Source organism: Actinomyces qiguomingii (assembly GCF_004102025.1).
In the GTDB taxonomy this organism is placed as follows: Bacteria; Actinomycetota; Actinomycetes; order Actinomycetales; family Actinomycetaceae; genus Actinomyces; species Actinomyces qiguomingii.
In genome coordinates this window covers 315621-332594 of sequence record NZ_CP025228.1, presented here as the reverse complement: position 1 = coordinate 332594, position 16974 = coordinate 315621, and the positions used below count along the sequence as shown (strand labels likewise).

At 68.7% G+C, this 16974-nt stretch carries 9 protein-coding genes; 8 read left to right on the top strand and 1 reads right to left on the bottom strand.

The features are described 5' to 3' along the window. Positions 1 to 134 precede the first annotated feature (134 nt). From CWT10_RS01400 to CWT10_RS17840, 6 genes are all read left to right on the top strand, one after another. Positions 135 to 743 carry an ABC transporter ATP-binding protein gene (locus CWT10_RS01400; protein WP_128683215.1) on the top strand — a complete coding sequence of 203 codons (609 nt, stop codon included), beginning with the start codon at positions 135 to 137 and terminating at the stop codon, positions 741 to 743. Between the two features lie 90 nt (positions 744 to 833). Further along, a complete protein-coding gene (locus tag CWT10_RS01395) occupies positions 834 to 2144 on the top strand; it encodes an ISL3 family transposase (protein WP_103062545.1) in 1311 nt (436 codons plus the stop codon). A 55-nt stretch (positions 2145 to 2199) separates the two neighbouring features. After that, complete coding sequence (locus CWT10_RS01390; protein WP_128683214.1) at positions 2200 to 2487, top strand: hypothetical protein; 288 nt, start codon at positions 2200 to 2202, stop codon at positions 2485 to 2487. Then, a complete protein-coding gene (locus CWT10_RS01385) occupies positions 2484 to 3263 on the top strand; it encodes an ABC transporter permease (RefSeq protein ID WP_103061608.1) in 780 nt (259 codons plus the stop codon). Before CWT10_RS01390 ends, CWT10_RS01385 begins: the two co-directional genes overlap by 4 nt. Positions 3264 to 3416: 153 nt before the next feature. Further along, the gene (locus tag CWT10_RS01380; RefSeq protein ID WP_103061609.1) at positions 3417 to 4058 is read left to right on the top strand and encodes a hypothetical protein; all 642 of its coding nucleotides are present in this window, start codon (positions 3417 to 3419) and stop codon (positions 4056 to 4058) included. A 92-nt stretch (positions 4059 to 4150) separates the two neighbouring features. After that, positions 4151 to 4465, top strand: coding sequence for a transcriptional regulator (locus tag CWT10_RS17840; RefSeq protein ID WP_425320998.1), 315 nt, complete (start codon positions 4151 to 4153; stop codon positions 4463 to 4465). Positions 4466 to 4601: 136 nt separating this feature from the next. Here CWT10_RS17840 and CWT10_RS01370 read toward each other — a convergent pair whose 3' ends face one another. After that, positions 4602 to 10010 carry a DEAD/DEAH box helicase gene (locus CWT10_RS01370; protein WP_103061611.1) on the bottom strand — a complete coding sequence of 1803 codons (5409 nt, stop codon included), beginning with the start codon at positions 10008 to 10010 and terminating at the stop codon, positions 4602 to 4604. Between the two features lie 1559 nt (positions 10011 to 11569). On the opposite strand from CWT10_RS01370, the gene CWT10_RS16715 reads away from it, so the two are divergent. Both CWT10_RS16715 and CWT10_RS01365 read left to right on the top strand, forming a co-directional pair. Next, positions 11570 to 11725 carry a hypothetical protein gene (locus CWT10_RS16715; RefSeq protein WP_168190747.1) on the top strand — a complete coding sequence of 52 codons (156 nt, stop codon included), beginning with the start codon at positions 11570 to 11572 and terminating at the stop codon, positions 11723 to 11725. A gap of 95 nt (positions 11726 to 11820) precedes the next feature. Then, the gene (locus CWT10_RS01365) at positions 11821 to 15660 is read left to right on the top strand and encodes an ABC transporter ATP-binding protein (protein ID WP_128683213.1); all 3840 of its coding nucleotides are present in this window, start codon (positions 11821 to 11823) and stop codon (positions 15658 to 15660) included. Positions 15661 to 16974: the final 1314 nt, after the last annotated feature.

Here is a 16974-nt window from a genome sequence, read left to right as displayed (position 1 = left end):
CCCCGTGGCCTTCGTAACCGCCTTGCCGGAGCGACCCAACCTTCGCGCGCGAGCACCGACGCGGACCTAATGACGCTCTTGACAGGAGCCACTCTACGCCATAGAGTCCTCTACGCAATCGCGTAGGAGGTGTCATGCGGCTTCATTTCGACACACCCGTGGCGCTAGAGAATGTAGACAAGCGCTTCGGCCAGGTGCGTGCGCTCACGGGACTCAACCTCCAGATAAGCACTGGCGGGACCGTGGGCCTACTCGGGCCGAACGGATCGGGCAAGACAACACTTCTCAGCCTCATCGCCGGCCTGCGCCGCCCAAGCGCCGGTAAGGTCAAGCTGTTCGGAGTCGATCCGCGCACCCCCGAGGCCAGAGTCCACCTCGGAGTTACACCTCAAGGCCCCGGAATCGTCAAGAACATGAGCGTCCTCAAACTCGTACGGTTCGTGGCCGAACACTTCGCTGACCACGAAGCTCCCGAGGACTTGCTCAGCGCCTTCGGCCTCGACCACCTCTCCAAAAAGGCCGCAGGCTCGCTATCCGGAGGGCAACAGCGGCTCCTGTCCGTCGCGCTCGCATTCGTTGGCCGGCCTCGCCTCGTGCTGCTCGACGAGCCGTCAACGGGGTTGGACGTGAGCGCGCGACGCCACCTGTGGGACACCATCCAGGAAAGAGCCAGTCAGGGCGTCACGATTTTGCTTACGAGCCATTACCGGCTCTTCGTGTTTGAGGGTGTGGTGGTGGGGTAGTCGTGGGTGCGCGTGTCGCAGGGGCGGGTAGGGGTCGAGGTCCCCGATGATTGGTGGTTGCTGAACACCACCGATCACGGAGACCTCGACATGGCCGAGACTACCTTTGCTGCCCCTGATTTTGCTAGTTTCCTGGGCCTGGACGCGCTGGGACTGACTGTCACCGGCATGCGCATAGATGGCGGCGGTGCACTGGTGGAGTGTCGGCTGCAGGTCTGCGAGGAGGATGCGTTCTGCCGGGTCTGCGGGGCCCAGGGCGCCCCGGTGGGGACCGTCGCGAGGCGGCTGGCGCATGTTCCGGTGGGCTGGCGCCCAACCCACTTGCTGGTGCGGCTGCGCCGGTGGCGCTGCCAGGGCTGTGGGCGTGTGTGGAGGCAGGACGCGTCTCGTGCGGCCGCCAAGCGGGCGAGGCTGACCTTGGCGGCCAAGGAGTGGGCGATCCGGGCCGTGGGGGTGGAGTTCATGTCCATCTCGCGTGTGGCGGCAGCTCTGGGGGTGTCCTGGCACACCGCCAATGAGGCCGTCCTTGAGCGGGCCAAGGACCGCTTGATCAATGATCCTGGACGTCTGAAGGGTGTGGAGGTCATCGGGGTGGATGAGCATGTTTGGCGGCACACCCGCAAGGGCGACAAGTACGTCACCGTCATCATCGACCTTACACCCGTGCGCGACCGTACCGGCCCCTCCCGCCTGCTGGACATGATCGAAGGCCGCTCCAAGCAGGCCTTCAAGCAATGGCTCCAGGAACGCGACGAGGACTGGCGCAGCCGGATCGAGGTGGTCTCGATGGATGGGTTCGCGGGCTTCAAGACCGCCGCCGCCGAGGCCCTACCCGGCGCGACGGAGGTCATGGACCCCTTCCACGTGGTCGCGCTGGCCGGGGACAAGCTGGATGAGTGCCGCCGCCGCACCCAGCGCGAGACCACCGGGCGGCGGGGCCGTAAGGACGACCCCCTGTACAAGGCCCGCAGGCTGCTGCGCACCGGGGCGGGCCTGGTGAGCGACAAGGGCTGGGAGCGTCTCGAACAACTGTTCGCCGACCCCCACAACACTCCGGTAGAGATCATGTGGGGCGTGTATCAGAAGATCATGGCCGCCTACCGCGCCAAGGCCCCCGCCCAGGGCAAGACCCTGATGGAGAAAGTGATGCAGACCCTCACCACCGGCGTGCCTGACGCCCTCGAAGAGCTGAAGTCGCTGGGCAAGACCCTGGCCCAGCGGCGCGAAGACATACTCGCCTACTTCGACCACCGCGGCACATCCAACGGACCCACTGAAGCAGTCAACGGCCGCCTGGAGCACCTACGCGGCATCGCCCTGGGCTTCAGGAATCTGACCAACTACACCATCCGCAGCCTCATCCACGCCGGAGGCTTCAGACAACAGCTACTACACCCCTAAACGCGAAGAGCCCCATTACCTCGACGAAGTTCAAGCGCTCGCTGACCGCATCGTAATGATCCGGGACGGTCATATCAACGCCGACGACGACGCATCCTCCTTTGTTCGAGGTGCGGCGACTACCGTCATCCGCCTGACGACCTCCGACGACCGCGCATTAAACCTCGCGAACATCCGCAGCGCTCAGCGGGAGGGACGAGACGTCATCCTTCACGTAGACGACGCCAGTGCCGCACTCCAATCACTGGCCGACGCTGGAGTTGACTACTCCGACATCGACATCCGCAAGCCCAGCCTGGAGGAAGCGTTCGCGCAACTATCTATCGGTCAGGAGGCATCATGAGTACTGGGACAGACACGACGGTCATTCTCCAATCGCAAATAAAACTGGCCAGAGAATGGACGCGGTTCGAGCTCGCAATATGGCTGAGAGAACCTACCGCTGTAATCCTCAACATAGCATATCCGCTGATTATGCTAATGTTCTTCTTCGTCTCGCCGATGAATATTCAGTCCGACTCCAACCTTGCTCTCTCCCTAATAGGATACCTGAGCCTCGTGGGTGTACTAATGGTGTGCACGAACTTTCCCGCCACCGGAGTGCCCGAAGCACGCGAAAGCGAGTTCTACCTATTTTCGCGCACCCTACCCACAGGACCAGGCCCGCGCCTGGCAGGTTGGCTTATCGCGCCTATAGTGTGTGCCCTCATCAGCGCGACCGGAACCTTCCTCATCGGCGTACTGGTCACCGCCGCACACCCCACACTCAACCAAGCGGTAGTAATCCTCGGCGTCGCCCTACTGCTCACCCTTCCCATCACAACACTAGGCCTAGCCCTTGGATTCCTACTCTCGAAGAAGACCGCTCTCGCAGTAAGTCTAACAGTCGCGTTTGTCATGATCCTCTTCGGTGGCATTAGCGGTATGCCCATGCCAACGTGGGTCGACGCCGTTGCCAAGTTTCTACCTACAGGCGCAGCTGGCGCCATCACTTCTGATTACCTAAGCAACCGGCCATTCATCCCAAGCAACCTAGCGATCATTCTCGTATGGACCGTTGTTGCCACCATCGGCTCAGTAGCGCTGTACCGTCGCGATGAAGGAAAGAACTTCAGATAGAGCGTCGGCACATGGTTTCCACAATCCCCTCACCACCGGCATCCCGCCACGGGGAGCCTTTTGAGGAATGCCCGCATCCGCCTCGGCCGAACAACCCTCCCGGTGCGCCCGCATCATGTAGACTCGTATGTTGGCGAAGGAAGGGAGAACAGCATGCATGATGAGAGAGATGAGGCGGCAGTCATCGTCGAGCGAATCGATGAGCTCCGTATGTTTTTTCGCCGTCGCACACAGATCAACGACCGTTTCGTGTACCTGCTCCTCGCGGCGACTTACGTCTTAGGATTCGGTGGACAGTACGCCCTGCTGCAGGTATCTCCTACTGTTGGTGGTGCGGGTTGGATAGTTGCTATCGTCGGCATGGCTTCACTGCTCATGATCTTCACCCACAGCTTCAAGCAGTACCGCGGCGTTCACGGACATGCATCCAGGCGGCCCGCCATCTTCGGAACCGCCTGGTTGATTGGTCTAATACTGACGGCGTCAATCAGCACAGCGGCGGCTGCGCTGTTACGGCTCGACAGCGTAGAACACGTCGCTTATGGGACGTCCTGCATTCTCATGGGCGCCATTTATGCATTCTCAGGCACCTATCTCAACAACAGTCTCAGGGAGCGAGGCCTAGGCCTGTGGCTGATCGCAGTCGGGGTTGTCGGCATGCTACTCGGCATGCCTCTCATGCTGCCGACTATCGGCATACTCTCCGGGGCCGGATTTCTCTTCTGCGCCCTAACTACCCGGCCTCCCGGTCATAGAACGTTATCCACATCTCCGACGGCACGCGCGCGACACTAGGTTGTTCCATATGCCCAACGCCCCGTGTTCCCGCAGAGCAAGAGCGATCCCACGAATAGGCCTCGAGGTGCAGTACAGTGTCTTCCGTTGAGATGGACGAGTTGATCCATGCCCCTACGCGTCTCAAGATAATGGCGGCATTAGTTGAGTTGGGCGAGGACAGTGAGATCACTTTCTCCCGGCTCCAGGACCTCCTCGAAATGACGCCCGGAAACATGTCCGCCCATATTAAGCGTCTTGAACATGCAGGATACCTCGCGACAACCAAGACTTTCACTCGCCGCGGCGTCGCCCAGACACGAATCAGAGTCACCGGCCGGGGCATCACCGCCTTCGATAAATATGTGAACGACTTACAGGCTCTAATCGGAAGGCCTTTGGCCACTCCTACACGCACGGAACAGTGATGGCGAGTTCTTCGATCCTGCCCGCACACCGTCCACAACGTCGGTTGCCATCGGCGGGGTCCTCCAGCCAGCCGACTCCCGGCGGGACGGGCGAGTCGAAAAGCGCTCCGGTCAGCGGGTGTGGGTCGGTCACGGCTCAGCTCCGGTAGGGGTCGATGTGCAGGCGCATGCCGCGCGGGTCGCGTACCAGCCCGGCCGTCTGAAGCAGGTCGCCGACCACCCGATCGAGTGCGGTAATGCCGTTGAGCGTCTCCACCACGCGTTTGCCCGTACGAGCAGCATCCCGCAGCGCGGCGCGGGTCTCGGCGGCGACGACGGCGGCCAGCGCGCGTTCCAGCTCCGCCGTCTCGGTGGTGTAGCAGGTCAGGGCGCGCAGCCGATCGACCGCGTGCAGCACCGGCCGCCCGCCGATCAGGACGACGCGCGTGCCCTGCCGGGCGGCCGGGCGCGGCAACTCGCCGGCATCTGGGGCGCCTGCGACATCCGCGCCCCGTGCCGCCAACTCCGGCGGCAGTACCGGCTCGGGCCAGGGGACGACGCCGCCCACGAGGCAGGCGGGATCCTTCAGGTCCAAAACCACCGGCGGCTCGGGGCGGCAGGTGGGTGGGGGTGCCGACTGCCGTCCGGTCGTGGGCTCATTCGACGCCGCAGCGGCGGACGCAACGAAGTGGTCGGCCACCTCGGAGCGCCCGTCGCCGGCGGTCGTATCCCGCACGGCCAGGGCGCGCAGCCGGTCGACGGTCTCCCGGTCGGCGAACTGACTCGGCCCGAGCCCGGCGACGAATGCTCCGCGCGCCACCACACCGGCATACTCCATGCGGCGCAGCACCGGCAGCAGCGGGCCAATGCCTCCCGGCACTCCGGCGGCGAGCGCCACGTCCCGGCCGACGACGCCGTAGCGGTCGAGCAGGGATTCGACGTCGGCGACGGCCTGCTCCTCGGCCGTGACCTGCGGCGGGGAGAGTCGGCGCCAGGATGCGGTCGCGAACGCTGCGGCGAGTACCGGGTCGTAGGTGGTTGTGGTGCCGCCGAAGGTGGGAGCTCCGCCGGTCGAAGCCGACTGCCGCCGGGGACTCGACTCCGGCGGCGCCGGCGCTGCGGGCGGGGTCGACGATGTCGATGCTGTGGGCTGCGTCGACGGCGGCGAGCCCGCTGCTCCCGCAGTACGAGCGCAGCCGGTGTAGTAGCCGGTACGGTAGCCGCCGTAACGGCGGGCACGACGACTGCGCACCCGCCGGGGCGGGGCGGCGGTCGGCCGCGGCTGAAGGAGCGCCCGCGCCGGTGCGAAGGAGTCGGCCGTGAGCCACCCGGCAAGCACCAGTCCCCACTGCTCCTGCGCCTCCAGTTCGTCCCTGCCCACGGGATCACCGACCGTGGGCGCCAGCGGCGAGTCGGAGGGGAAGAAGGCGATCTCGCCCAGCACGGCACCACCCCGGCCCGGGGCCGGCAGGTCGCGGGGCGCCCCCGGGGGAATGGTCGTCGCCGGCGACCTCGGGGAGGCCCCGGCGGAGGGCATCGCAGCGTCCGCCGCCCCGGCATCTGCTTCGGCCCGCCGTCCGGCCCCGGCCCCGCCCGGTGTCCGGCAGAGCCAGACCACTTCCCCGGATCCGATGAGCTCATCCAGCATGGCGGGACGGTAGTCGGCGACCCGGGTTGGGAAGACCACCGCCTCCCACAGTCCGGCGGGCAGCCATACGCCCTCCAGGGCGGCAATCGCCTCCGCGAGCGCCTCCACGCCGTGCGCGGGCGCGACGCCGACGCCGATTTCACCGGTGCCCTCGGCGGTATCGGCCGCTGCCGGCGCCCCCGCCGCCGCTGATACGGAACCCGCCTCCTCCGCACGGCCAGTAATGCCGGCACGCTCCAGCACGAGCCGCTGCAGGGCCGCGGCCGGCACCGGCTTCACGGCGGCGCGGGCCTTGGCCAGTGAACGGTTGCGCACCCTGGTGAACACTTCGGGCGCCATCCAGCGGGACTGATCGCCGCCGCCCAGGCGCATGAGGGTGCCCTCGTCGACCAGCACCTGCAGTACCTCCACGGCCACAGCCGGGCCCAGCCCGAAGGCCTCCGCCGTCGCCTCGGCACTCACCGCTGCGTGGGTGCGCGCATAGCGCAGCAACAGGTCGGCCAATGGTGTGCGGGACACGGTGATGGGGCTCGGCGAAACGTCGGCCGCATCCGGCCCACCCGGGGCCGCGGGGGCTTCGGCGCACACTCCCGCGGCAAGGGATGCATCCGCATCGCCCTGGCGTTGCGCCCAGTCGGGCACCGCGACACCGAGAGCACTGCGCAGCATCGCCGCGTCCTCCGCGCGGGCCCAGCACTCGCGCCCACCCACGCGCACCGGGAAGGCGCGCCGCGCCCGTTCCAGCTCCGCGAGCCCGGCGCTTACGCCGGCGTCGTCGTCGGCCCGGCAGCGTGCCACGAGCTCGCCGACCGAGAGCGGGCCCAGCTCGCGCAGCAGGTCGGCCAGGCCCTCGGCGTCGGCGCGCACCCGCCGCCCGGGCGCCAGGCGCTGCAGTTCGGAGTCGACCCGCGCCATGACCTCCTGATCCAGCAGGTCGGCGATGCCACCGTCCCCAATGAGTTCGGCGACGACGTCGGGGTCCAGGGAGAGCAGCTGGGTGCGGCGCTCGGCGTGCGGCAGGTCCTCCTGGTACAGGAAGGCGCTGGTGTAGCCGAACAGCAGCGGACCGGCGAAGGGTGACGGCGTTTGCGTGACCGCCTCCACCAGGGTGGCGGTGCCAGCGGCGAGGCGCTCCATGAGGCCGCGCAGCGCGGGCAGGTCCCAGACGTCCTGGAGGCATTCTCGCGCCGCCTCCACCGACACGGGGAAGCCCGGGAACTGGCGGACGGCCTCCAGCAGTTGGCCGGCCTTCAGGCGTTGCAGCCACAGCGGGGCCCGGCGTCCGGGGTGGGAGGCCGGCATGAGCAGGGCGCGGGCGGCGCACTCACGGAAGCGGGCGGCGAAGACCGCCGTCTGGTCGACGCGGCTGCGCACCAGCTGCTCGATGTCTGCGGCGTCGAAGGTGAACAGCTCCGCCCCCGGCGGGCGCTCACTGGGCGGCGCGAGCAGCACCATGCCGTCGTCGGCGGTGGCGATCTGCGGGTCGAATCCCAGCAGGCGGCGGGCCCGCTCCTTGACGGCCAGGGCCCATGGCTCGTGCACGCGGCGCCCGAAGGGGCTGTGCAGGATCAGCCGCCAGGCGTCGTTCTCGTCGCGGCAGCGCTCCAGAACCAGGGTGGTGTCGGAGGGGACGACGCCGGTGGCCGACCGCTGCTCGCGCAGCAGCGCCACCAGATTCGCTCGGGCACTCGCATCCAGGCCGGCGCGCTCCAGGCGCCGCGTCAGGGCCGACTCCGGCGCCTCGGCGAGGCCGCCGTCGCCGAGGACCGCCGCGGCCTGGCGCAGGAAGGCGCCCTTGGCGGCACCGGTGGCCGCCGGGCGGCCCGCCCCCTCGCCGTGCCAGAACGGCAGGCGGGCGCTGCGGCCGGGGGCCGGGTCGACGATCACGCGGTCGGGCTCGATCTGGCGGATGCGCCAGGAGGCGGTGCCCAGGGTGATCACGTCCCCCACGCTGGACTCGTTGACCATCTCCTCGTCCAGTTCCCCCACGCGGCGGCGACCGGCGGCGTCGCCCTCGGGCAGCATCACCGGGAACAGGCCGCGGTCGGGGATGGTGCCGGAGGCGGCGACGGCGAGCCGTTGTGCCCCGGGCCGGGCGGTTAGCACCCCGGTTGCGTGGTCCCAGACGATCCGCGGGACCAGGTCGGCCAGGCCGGCGGAGGCGTAGCCGCCGGCGAGCAGGTTCAGGACCGCGTCGAATGCGCTGCGCGGCAGGTTCGCGTAGGGGGCGGCGCGGGTGACGGTGGCGTACCAGTCGTCGGCGGTGCGGTCCTCGACGGCGACGGCGGCCACGGTCTGCTGGGCGAGCACGTCCAGGGCGTTGGGCACCAGGGCGGTGTGCTCGATGCTGCCGGTGCGCATGCCCTCGGCGACGACGACGGCGTCCACGAGCTGGGTGCGTTGTATGGGGTAGATGGTCCCGCGGGGCCGCCCGCCGACGCGGTGCTCGGCCCGGCCCACGCGCTGCAAACCGGCGGCGACCGACGGCGGGGGCGCCACCTGGAGGACCAGGTCGATGGCACCCATGTCGATGCCGAGTTCCAGGGAGGCGGTGGCCACCACGCAGCGCAGTCGGCCGGACTTGAGCTCCTCCTCCACCTCGCGGCGCTGCTCCTTGGAGACGGAGCCGTGGTGCGCCCTGGCGATCACGGGCGCCCCCGCGGGCAGGGGCTGGGTGTGCTGGGAGGCCCCCATCTCCCAGGACTCGTGGTGGCGGACCGGCTCGCCCGTGGCGGGCGGATCGGAGAGGTCGGCTGCGACGTCCGGAGCGTGCGGGGCAGCCACGCCAGCTGTGGCGGCGGGGGCGGCGCCCCGCTCGGCCTCCGGAGCGGGATGCCGATCCCGCTCGGCCAGGTAGGCGGCGTAGTCCTCGTTCAGGTGGGCGGTGAGGCGTTCGCAGGCGCCCCGGGAGTTGACGAATACGAGCGTGGTGCGGTGGGCGAGGATCTGCTCCAGCAGCGCGTGCTCGATATGCGGCCAGATGGAGGACGTCATGCGGGCCGGAGCCCCGGCACCGGCTCTCGCCCCGGCCGTCCCGCCGCGGCGGGGCGTGCCCCGCAGGGCCCGCTCACGGCGGTCCCAGGTGGCCGGCACGCGCGTCATGTCCGCCACGGGCGCGGCGACGGTCACGTCGGGGGTGGCGTGGGCGTCGTCGTCGGCGATGACGCTCACCGGGTGGATGCCGCCCAGGAAGCGGGCGATCTCCGCGCGCGGGCGCACCGTCGCGGACAGGCCGATGCGTTGGGCGGGGCGGGGCAGGAGCTCGTCGAGGCGTTCCAGCGATAGGGCCAGGTGGGTGCCGCGCTTCTGGCCGGCGAAGGAGTGGATCTCGTCGACGATGACGGTCTCGACGCTGCGCAGCGTCTCGCGCACGGCGCTGGTGAGCATCAGGTACAGCGACTCGGGCGTGGTGATGAGGATGTCGGGCGGGCGGGTGCCAAGGCGGCGGCGCTCGGCCGGGGTGGTGTCGCCCGTGCGCATGCCCACCGTGACGGGGGCGGCCGGCTCAGCCAGGTCTTCGGCGGCCGCGGTGATACCGGCCAGGGGACGGCGCAGGTTGCGCTCCACGTCGGCGCCGAGGGCCTTCAGCGGGGAGATGTACAGGACCCGCACGCCGCGGACGCGCGGCTGCCGCGTGCGACGGCGCTCGGCCGGGGCGGCACCGGCCGGGGCGGTGCCTGCCGGAGTGGGATCATCGCCCTGGGCCGCCTGCGCCGCGGGCCGGGAGAGGCGGTCAATGGCGGACAGGAAGGCCGCCAGGGTCTTGCCGGAGCCTGTGGGGGCGATGACCAGGGCGTTCTCGCCGCGGCCGATCGCCGCCCAGGCGCGCCGCTGGACCGGCGTCGGCCCGGCCGGGAAGGCGGCGTCGAACCAGGCGCGCGTGGCGGGAGTGAAGTCATCTGGCAGCGTCGGCGACATCGGAGCCAGGATAGGCGCGGCCACCGACGGGAAACGGGGCGGCCTGGAAAGTCCGACGACGGTGCGCCAGAGTTTCACACACGCGGCAGGCAGACTTGGGACAGCACATGCGTGAGGCGCGGATGCTCAAGAGTCTGAATCAGAAGCAACTCGCGCAAGTTCGGGTTAAGTGTCGACTGGTTCCTGTCCCCGACCGCAGCAGCCGTTCCACAGCACCGAGGCGCGGATCTGGACTACCGCGTCTTGATCCGACATATAAACGTCGAACGCGAGCGCGCAGGAAGCCGACGACATCCGGCTCTTCGTGTTTGGGGGTGTGGTGGGTGGTGTGCTCTGGTCCACCCGGGGCGGACCTCTCCCGCGCCCGAAGGCGCCGTCCCGTGTCCGAGCGCGTTCTCCCATGCCCGGACGCTGTTCCCGTGTTCGGGGGCTACCCCTGTGTTCGGACGCCGTTCCCGTGCTCGGGCGCTGCCCCTATGTTCGGACGCTGTTCCCGTGCTCGGGCGCTGCCCCTGTGTTCGGACGCCGTTCCCGTGCTCGGGGGCTGCCCCCGTGTTCGGACGCCGTTCCCGTGCTCGGGGGCTGCCCCGGTGCTTGAGGGCGGCCTTCGCGTCGCTGTTCGAAGCGACAGTGCTCTCGGGCGTGAAGTGTTGGCTTTCGACCTTGGGGTGTGGTTTACGACCCCGGGGTGGTCGTGATTCGCACCCCAGGGTCGTAAATCGACATGATAAATCGACATGAACGGCCGTCCTGCGGACCATCGCCGGGGTCTATGGGTGCCACCGACCCGGGCACAGTGCCGGACGGAGCACCGAGCACGCCCCCGGACGGGTTCTGGCGCGCAGGCCATGACGGGACGGTCACCTGGGGCGATGTCACGGAGTGCTTGTATCGGGTGATGTCGCGGCGGGAGCTCGTATGGGGTGGTGTCGCGGGGGCGGACGGTTCGTACCTTCCACTGACGGTTCGTCACTTAGCACCCACGATTCGGCACTTGTTACGACGGTTCGGCACCTAGAGGTACGAACTGTCGTAACAAGTGACGAATCGTCGACCGGAACGTACGAACCGTCGCAGGAAGTGACGAACCGTCATCCGGCACACACCAATGAACACGCGAACAGCCCGCGCTCCCAGGCAGCGACACATGCGCTCACGCCACCAAGGAGGCACGACATCAAAACCACTGGAACCACCGGAGGGCTGTTCACAGGGGGCGCCCCACCACTACGCAGTTCCCACACATTCCGCACGATCATGCGCAAAGATCATGATTGCATGGGAGCGCCGGGGCAACCACCTGACACCGTCCACACCAGCCCGAGAACGTCCCCGGCACGACCAAGAACACCCCCTCCACCCCCAGACGCCCCTTCCGGCTCCAAGCCCTCTCGGGCGTGGAGGGAGGCACTCCGAAGAGGTCGTACTCGGCACCCTCCCGGCATCCGACCGGTCACCGCATACACCTCGCCCCGGCATCCTCCCCTTGTCCTTCTTCAACCAGGCCTGATCGTGCGCAGGCTCAGCGTCGGCGCCCTCCTTCATCCAGCATCCTCCCCTTGTCCTTCTTCGACGCCTTGGCATACGCCCCCGCGTACTTCCTAGTGATCTCCGCCCTGGCCCGCATTGACAACCCACTCCCCATGCCCACCACCGTCCGCGACTCTCGCGGGCAGTTCCAGATGAGGCACCGAACCTCTCGCGCGGGCGTCTGAGATGAGTCTCGTCGCCCCCTTGCCTCGCGCCACCAAGCATACTAAGGTGGAACTAAGCGATATTGATCATTATTTTCATTAGTTAGAGGTATTTCATGGCTGCTCCGGCCGTCTCCCCTCCCACCGAAGCCTCCCAGGCACCCGATTCCGCCGCGCAGACCGCTCCCGAGGACTTCGCAGACTTCGCCGACGTCGCCGACAACCGGGCCCGCGCCGCCGCCGGCAGGCGGGCCATCAAACGTCTGGGCACGCCCGTACGCGGGCGTCTGCACCTGGCGCAGGCGCTGGTCATAATCTCCGGGCTGCTGGCCGTGGCCCCCTACCTCGCGCTGGTGCGCCTGGGCGAACTGCTGCTGGCCGCCCACCGCAGCGGACAGAGCCCGGACTCCCAGCAAGTGCGCACGGTGGTAGTGGTACTGGCAGCGGCCTACACCGCCCGCCTTACTCTTCACTTCGTCGCCCTGATGGTCGCGCACTTCGCCGATCTCACCCTGCGCGACAAGCTGCGCCGCGACATCGTCGCCCGCATCTCCCGGGCACCGCTCGCCTGGTTCACCGAATCGACCTCGGGGCGGGTGCGCAAGGCGGTGCAGGACGACACCACCACCGTGCACACCGCCATCGCACACGGGCCGGTAGACCGTCTCAATGCGGCGATCACCCCGCTGGCACTATTGATATGCGCCTTCTGGATCGACTGGCGACTGGGACTGCTGTCCGTGGCCACCATCCCCGTCTACGCCTTCATCTACTCCCTGTCCATGCGCGGCATGACCGAGAAGACCATTGAGATGGACCGTCGGCTGGCCGTGGTGTCCTCCACCATGACCGAGTTCGTCGCCGGCATCGGCGTGGTCAAGGCCTTCGGGCAGGTCGGCCGCGCCCACGCCGCCTACCTCAAGGCGGCCGATGCCTTCTCCAGCGCCTACAGCGGCTGGTCAATGCCCCTGATCACGGTCAGCTGCCTCGCCTACACCTGGGTGTCCATCCCGGTGCTGCTGCTGGTCAACCTGGGCGGCGGGAGCCTGCTGCTGCGTGCCGGAGCGGTCACCATGCCGCAGGTACTCGCCGCCAGCCTGATCGCCCTGGTATTGCCGGGCACCCTCGACGCCGTCATGACCATCTCCTGGAATTACGAGTTGGCCGGCGCCGCGGCGCAGCGCCTGTGCGACATCCTCGACGCCCCCACCCTGCCCGCCGCCGTCCACCCGCGCCGCCCCGAAGGCGCCCGGGTGGAGATCGAGCACGTGTCCTACTCCTACGGCGACACCCTCGCCGTCGACGACGCCTGCCTCACCCTGAAGCCCGGCACCGTCACCGCCCTGCTGGGACCCTCCGGCTCCGGCAAGACCACCCTGGCCACCCTGATCGCCCGCTTCGCCGACCCCGACGCCGGCGCCGTACGCATCGGCGGGGTGGACCTGCGCGACATGGACGAGGACACCCTGTACGAGACCGTCTCCTTCGTCCTCCAGGACCCCCAGCTGCTGACCGCCACCATCGCCGAGAACATCGCCCTGGGCCGCCCCGGCGCCACCAGGGAGCGGATCCGCGCCGCCGCCCGCGCCGCCCAGATCGACGAGGAGATCATGGCCCTGCCCGACGGCTACGACACCGTCGTCGGCCGGGAGGTCGCCCTGTCCGGCGGGCAGGCCCAGCGCATCGCCATCGCCCGGGCCGTCCTGTGCGACACCCCGGTGATCCTGCTCGACGAGGCCACCGCCATGGTCGACCCCGAGTCCGAGAGCCAGATTCAGCAGGCCCTTTCGGAACTGGTCAAGGGCCGCACGGTGCTGGTGATCGCCCACCGGCCCGCCGCCATCCGCGGCGCCCACCGCATCGTCGTCATGGACCACGGCCGCATCACCGCCGCCGGCACCCACGACGAACTGCTGGCCGAACCCCACTACCAGGCGCTCCTGCGGCAGTCCGAACGGGCGGACGCCCCGCGCTCAGGCAGCGCGCCCGTCCCCGCCGCACCGAACACGGATGGCGTCGACGCCGCCGACGCCACCCCCGCGGTGGACGACTCCGCCCCCGTAGCCGCTGCGAACAATCCGGACAAGCCCGACGAAGCCGCCACCGCCGTCGACGCGGCCGGCGCCCCGGAAGACGGTCCGGCGGACACGGACTCCGGCCGCACCCGGGACGAGCGGCGCACCCGTCCGGGCCCTGTCGGCCGTTCCAGCGGCGGCTCCCTGCTGCGCGGCTTCCGCCGCCTGATGACGCCGTCGGCCTGGCACAAGACGGTGGTGGGCCTGTGGCTGGGCGTGGTCAACGGGGCGTTCAGCGGCCTGGCGCTGCTGTTCCTCATGCCTGCCGCCACGGCCCTGGCCACGGGCGGTACCAGTTGGGGCCTGTCATTCGGCGGGTGGATGATCGCGCTGGTCGTCTGCGCGCTGCTGGCCACCGCCAGCGACTTCATGGGGCAGCGCCTGGGCATGATGGGGGCGCTGGGCTTCATGCACGACATCCACCACGCCGTCGGCGACCAGATCGCGCGGCTGCCGCTGCGGTGGTTCACCGCCGACACCGCCGGCGTCATGTCGCGGGCCGTCACCAAGGAGATGGTCGACCTGGCGCAGTCCGCCGCGCACTTCCTGTACGCCATCGTCTCCAAGACGGCCGGATGCGCCGCCATCTGGCTGGGCGCGTGGGCGTGGGACTGGCGACTGGGGCTGCTGCTCACGGCCGCCGTGCCGGGGCTCGTCGTCATTCTGCGCGCCTCTCAGGCACTGATCGGCCGTGGCAAGGCGGTCGCGGAGCCCGCCGAGCGCGAGTTGGCGGTGCGGATCGTGGAGTTGACCCGTTGCCAGGGCGCCCTGCGCTCCTGCCACGCCGCCTCCGGCTACGGGCGGCTGGTAGCCGCCTTCGACGACGGCATCCGCGCCCTGCGTCGCGCCATGTGGTGGGAGGGGGCCGGGGGCCTGCTCAGCGGCGTCTTCACCCAGGTGATCGTCGTCGCCATGATCGCACTCACCGCCGTCCTGGCGACCTCGGGCGCGCTGGCGGCGCTGCCCGCCGTCGCCACGATCGGCATGTGCCTGCGCTTCACCACCATGCTCAATGACATCGGCACCGGCATGATCGGGGTGGAGGACCGGCGCGAGCTCATGAAGCACCTCGACGCCGTCATGGACGCCGAGGTGCAGCCGGAGCCGGCAACGGCCGCAACGCTCCCGACTCCGGGCGCGGTGGAACTGGAGGACGTCACCTTCGGGTACCGGCGCGAGCAGCCCGTGCTGCGCGGGGTGAGCATCCTTATTCCCGCACGGTCCATGTGCGCCGTCGTCGGCCCCTCCGGCAGCGGGAAGACGACGATCGCCCGGCTGGTCGCCCGCTTCTGGGACGCGGAGGCCGGCAGTGTGCGGGTCGGCGGCGTCGATGTGCGGCAGATGCCGACCGCACAGCTCATGGCGCAGGTGTCCATGGTGTTCCAGGACGTCTACCTGTTCGATGACACCCTGGAGGCGAATATCCGGGTCGGGCGCGCGGACGCCACCGACGCTCAGGTGCGGTGGGCCGCCGAGCTGGCCGGTGTCACGGAGATCGTGGACCGCCTGCCCGGAGGATGGCAGGCCCGCGTGGGAGAGGGCGGGCGGGCCCTGTCCGGTGGGGAGCGGCAGCGGGTGTCGATCGCCCGGGCGCTGCTCAAGCGGGCCCCGATCGTGCTGCTGGATGAGGCGACCAGCGCGCTGGACGCCGAGAATGAGGCGAATATCGTGGCCGCCATGGAGCAGTTGCGGCGCACCTCGACGCTGCTGGTCATCGCCCACAAGCTGGAGACGGTCGCGGCCGCCGATCAAGTGGTTGTTCTCGGCGCCGACGGGCGGGTGGCCCAGCGGGGGCGGCACGACGAACTCGTCGACGCCCCCGGCCCCTACCAGGACTTCTGGCTCCAGCGCACCCGAGCCGCCGGCTGGCAACTGGTGTAACAGCGGGTGTAACCGGCTCTTCCGGTTTGGGGGGTGTGGTGGTTCGTCGGGCGGTGGTGGCGTGTGTGTCTGGGTTGGAGGGGGCCTGGGTTGGACGGTGCCTGCGCGGCTGGGCTGGGCGGGTTGACCGCTGAGACCGGCACTCATAACACACCGATACCGGCACATGTGACGCATCGAGACCGGTGCCTGTGACGTGCTGAGACCGGTACTTGGTGTTTGAGGGCGCGTGGGCCTGACGGTTCGTGTGTTGCCGCGACTGTGTTGACGTGACGGTTCGTTCCTTCGCGTCAGGGTTCGTATGCTCTGGCCGGCGATTCGTACCTTCTTGTGACGGTTCGGCACCCAGAGGTACGTACCGTCGTCGGAAGTGCCGAAGCGTTGGTGTCTAGTGCCGAACCGTCATGCGAAGTGCCGAACCGTCACCCCGGGGCGCGCGGGCGCACACGCCACGTCCGCGCCCCGGACGGTCATGTCCGCGCCCCTGGCGGTCATGTCTTGGCCCGGAGCGTGTCGAGTAGAGCATCAAGATCACCGGCGTGCGTCGTTCATGATCGCAATCCCGGTCCGGCGCCCAGATGATCCCAACGGCCCCAACGAATCGTCCCCACAAGCCAACACCGGCCCGAAAACGTCCTGGTCCGGTGAGAACGTCCTCGTAAGCCCGAAAACGTCCTGGTCCGGCGAGAGCGTCCTTATCAGCCCCAAACCCTCACGAACGTGGAGGGCATAGGGATCACGAGGCCGTACTCTCGCCAGATCGGCGCCCACCGACAACTACCACCGCACCCTCAAACCGGAAGAGCCACACAACCGGGGCCGGGCAACCGGCGGACCAGATTCTTTGGCCGAGCGGCTGTCCTGATCTGGGCGGACACGCGGTTGCGCCGTAGTGCCGTCAGGCGCCAAGTAGGCGGGCCCATTGGGGTTCATCAAGACCACTCGGCCCGTCAAAGATGTTCTACCCCTGCAGACTCATCGGTCAGGCGGTCCAGAATCTCCGGCACCCGCTGCGTCACCGCGGCCCAGAACAGGTCGTCATTCATGGATCGGTAACCCGTGTGGGCCGCAATGTTCCGCGTCGCACTGATCGCCAGCCGCTCCGCGCGAGTGACGGCCGTTAGATACGGCACGAACTCGGGTCGCTCGAACCCAGACTCGGCTGCCGCAGGCCGGCGCGTTCAGCCAACTGAGTCTGCGTCAACCCCACGTCACGACGAGCGGCACAGATGAACTCGGGCGCCGCTTTGGTATCGAAGCGCCTCATACACCAAGCGTATAGCAGGGATGATATAGCCATTGGGGTGTTTGTGT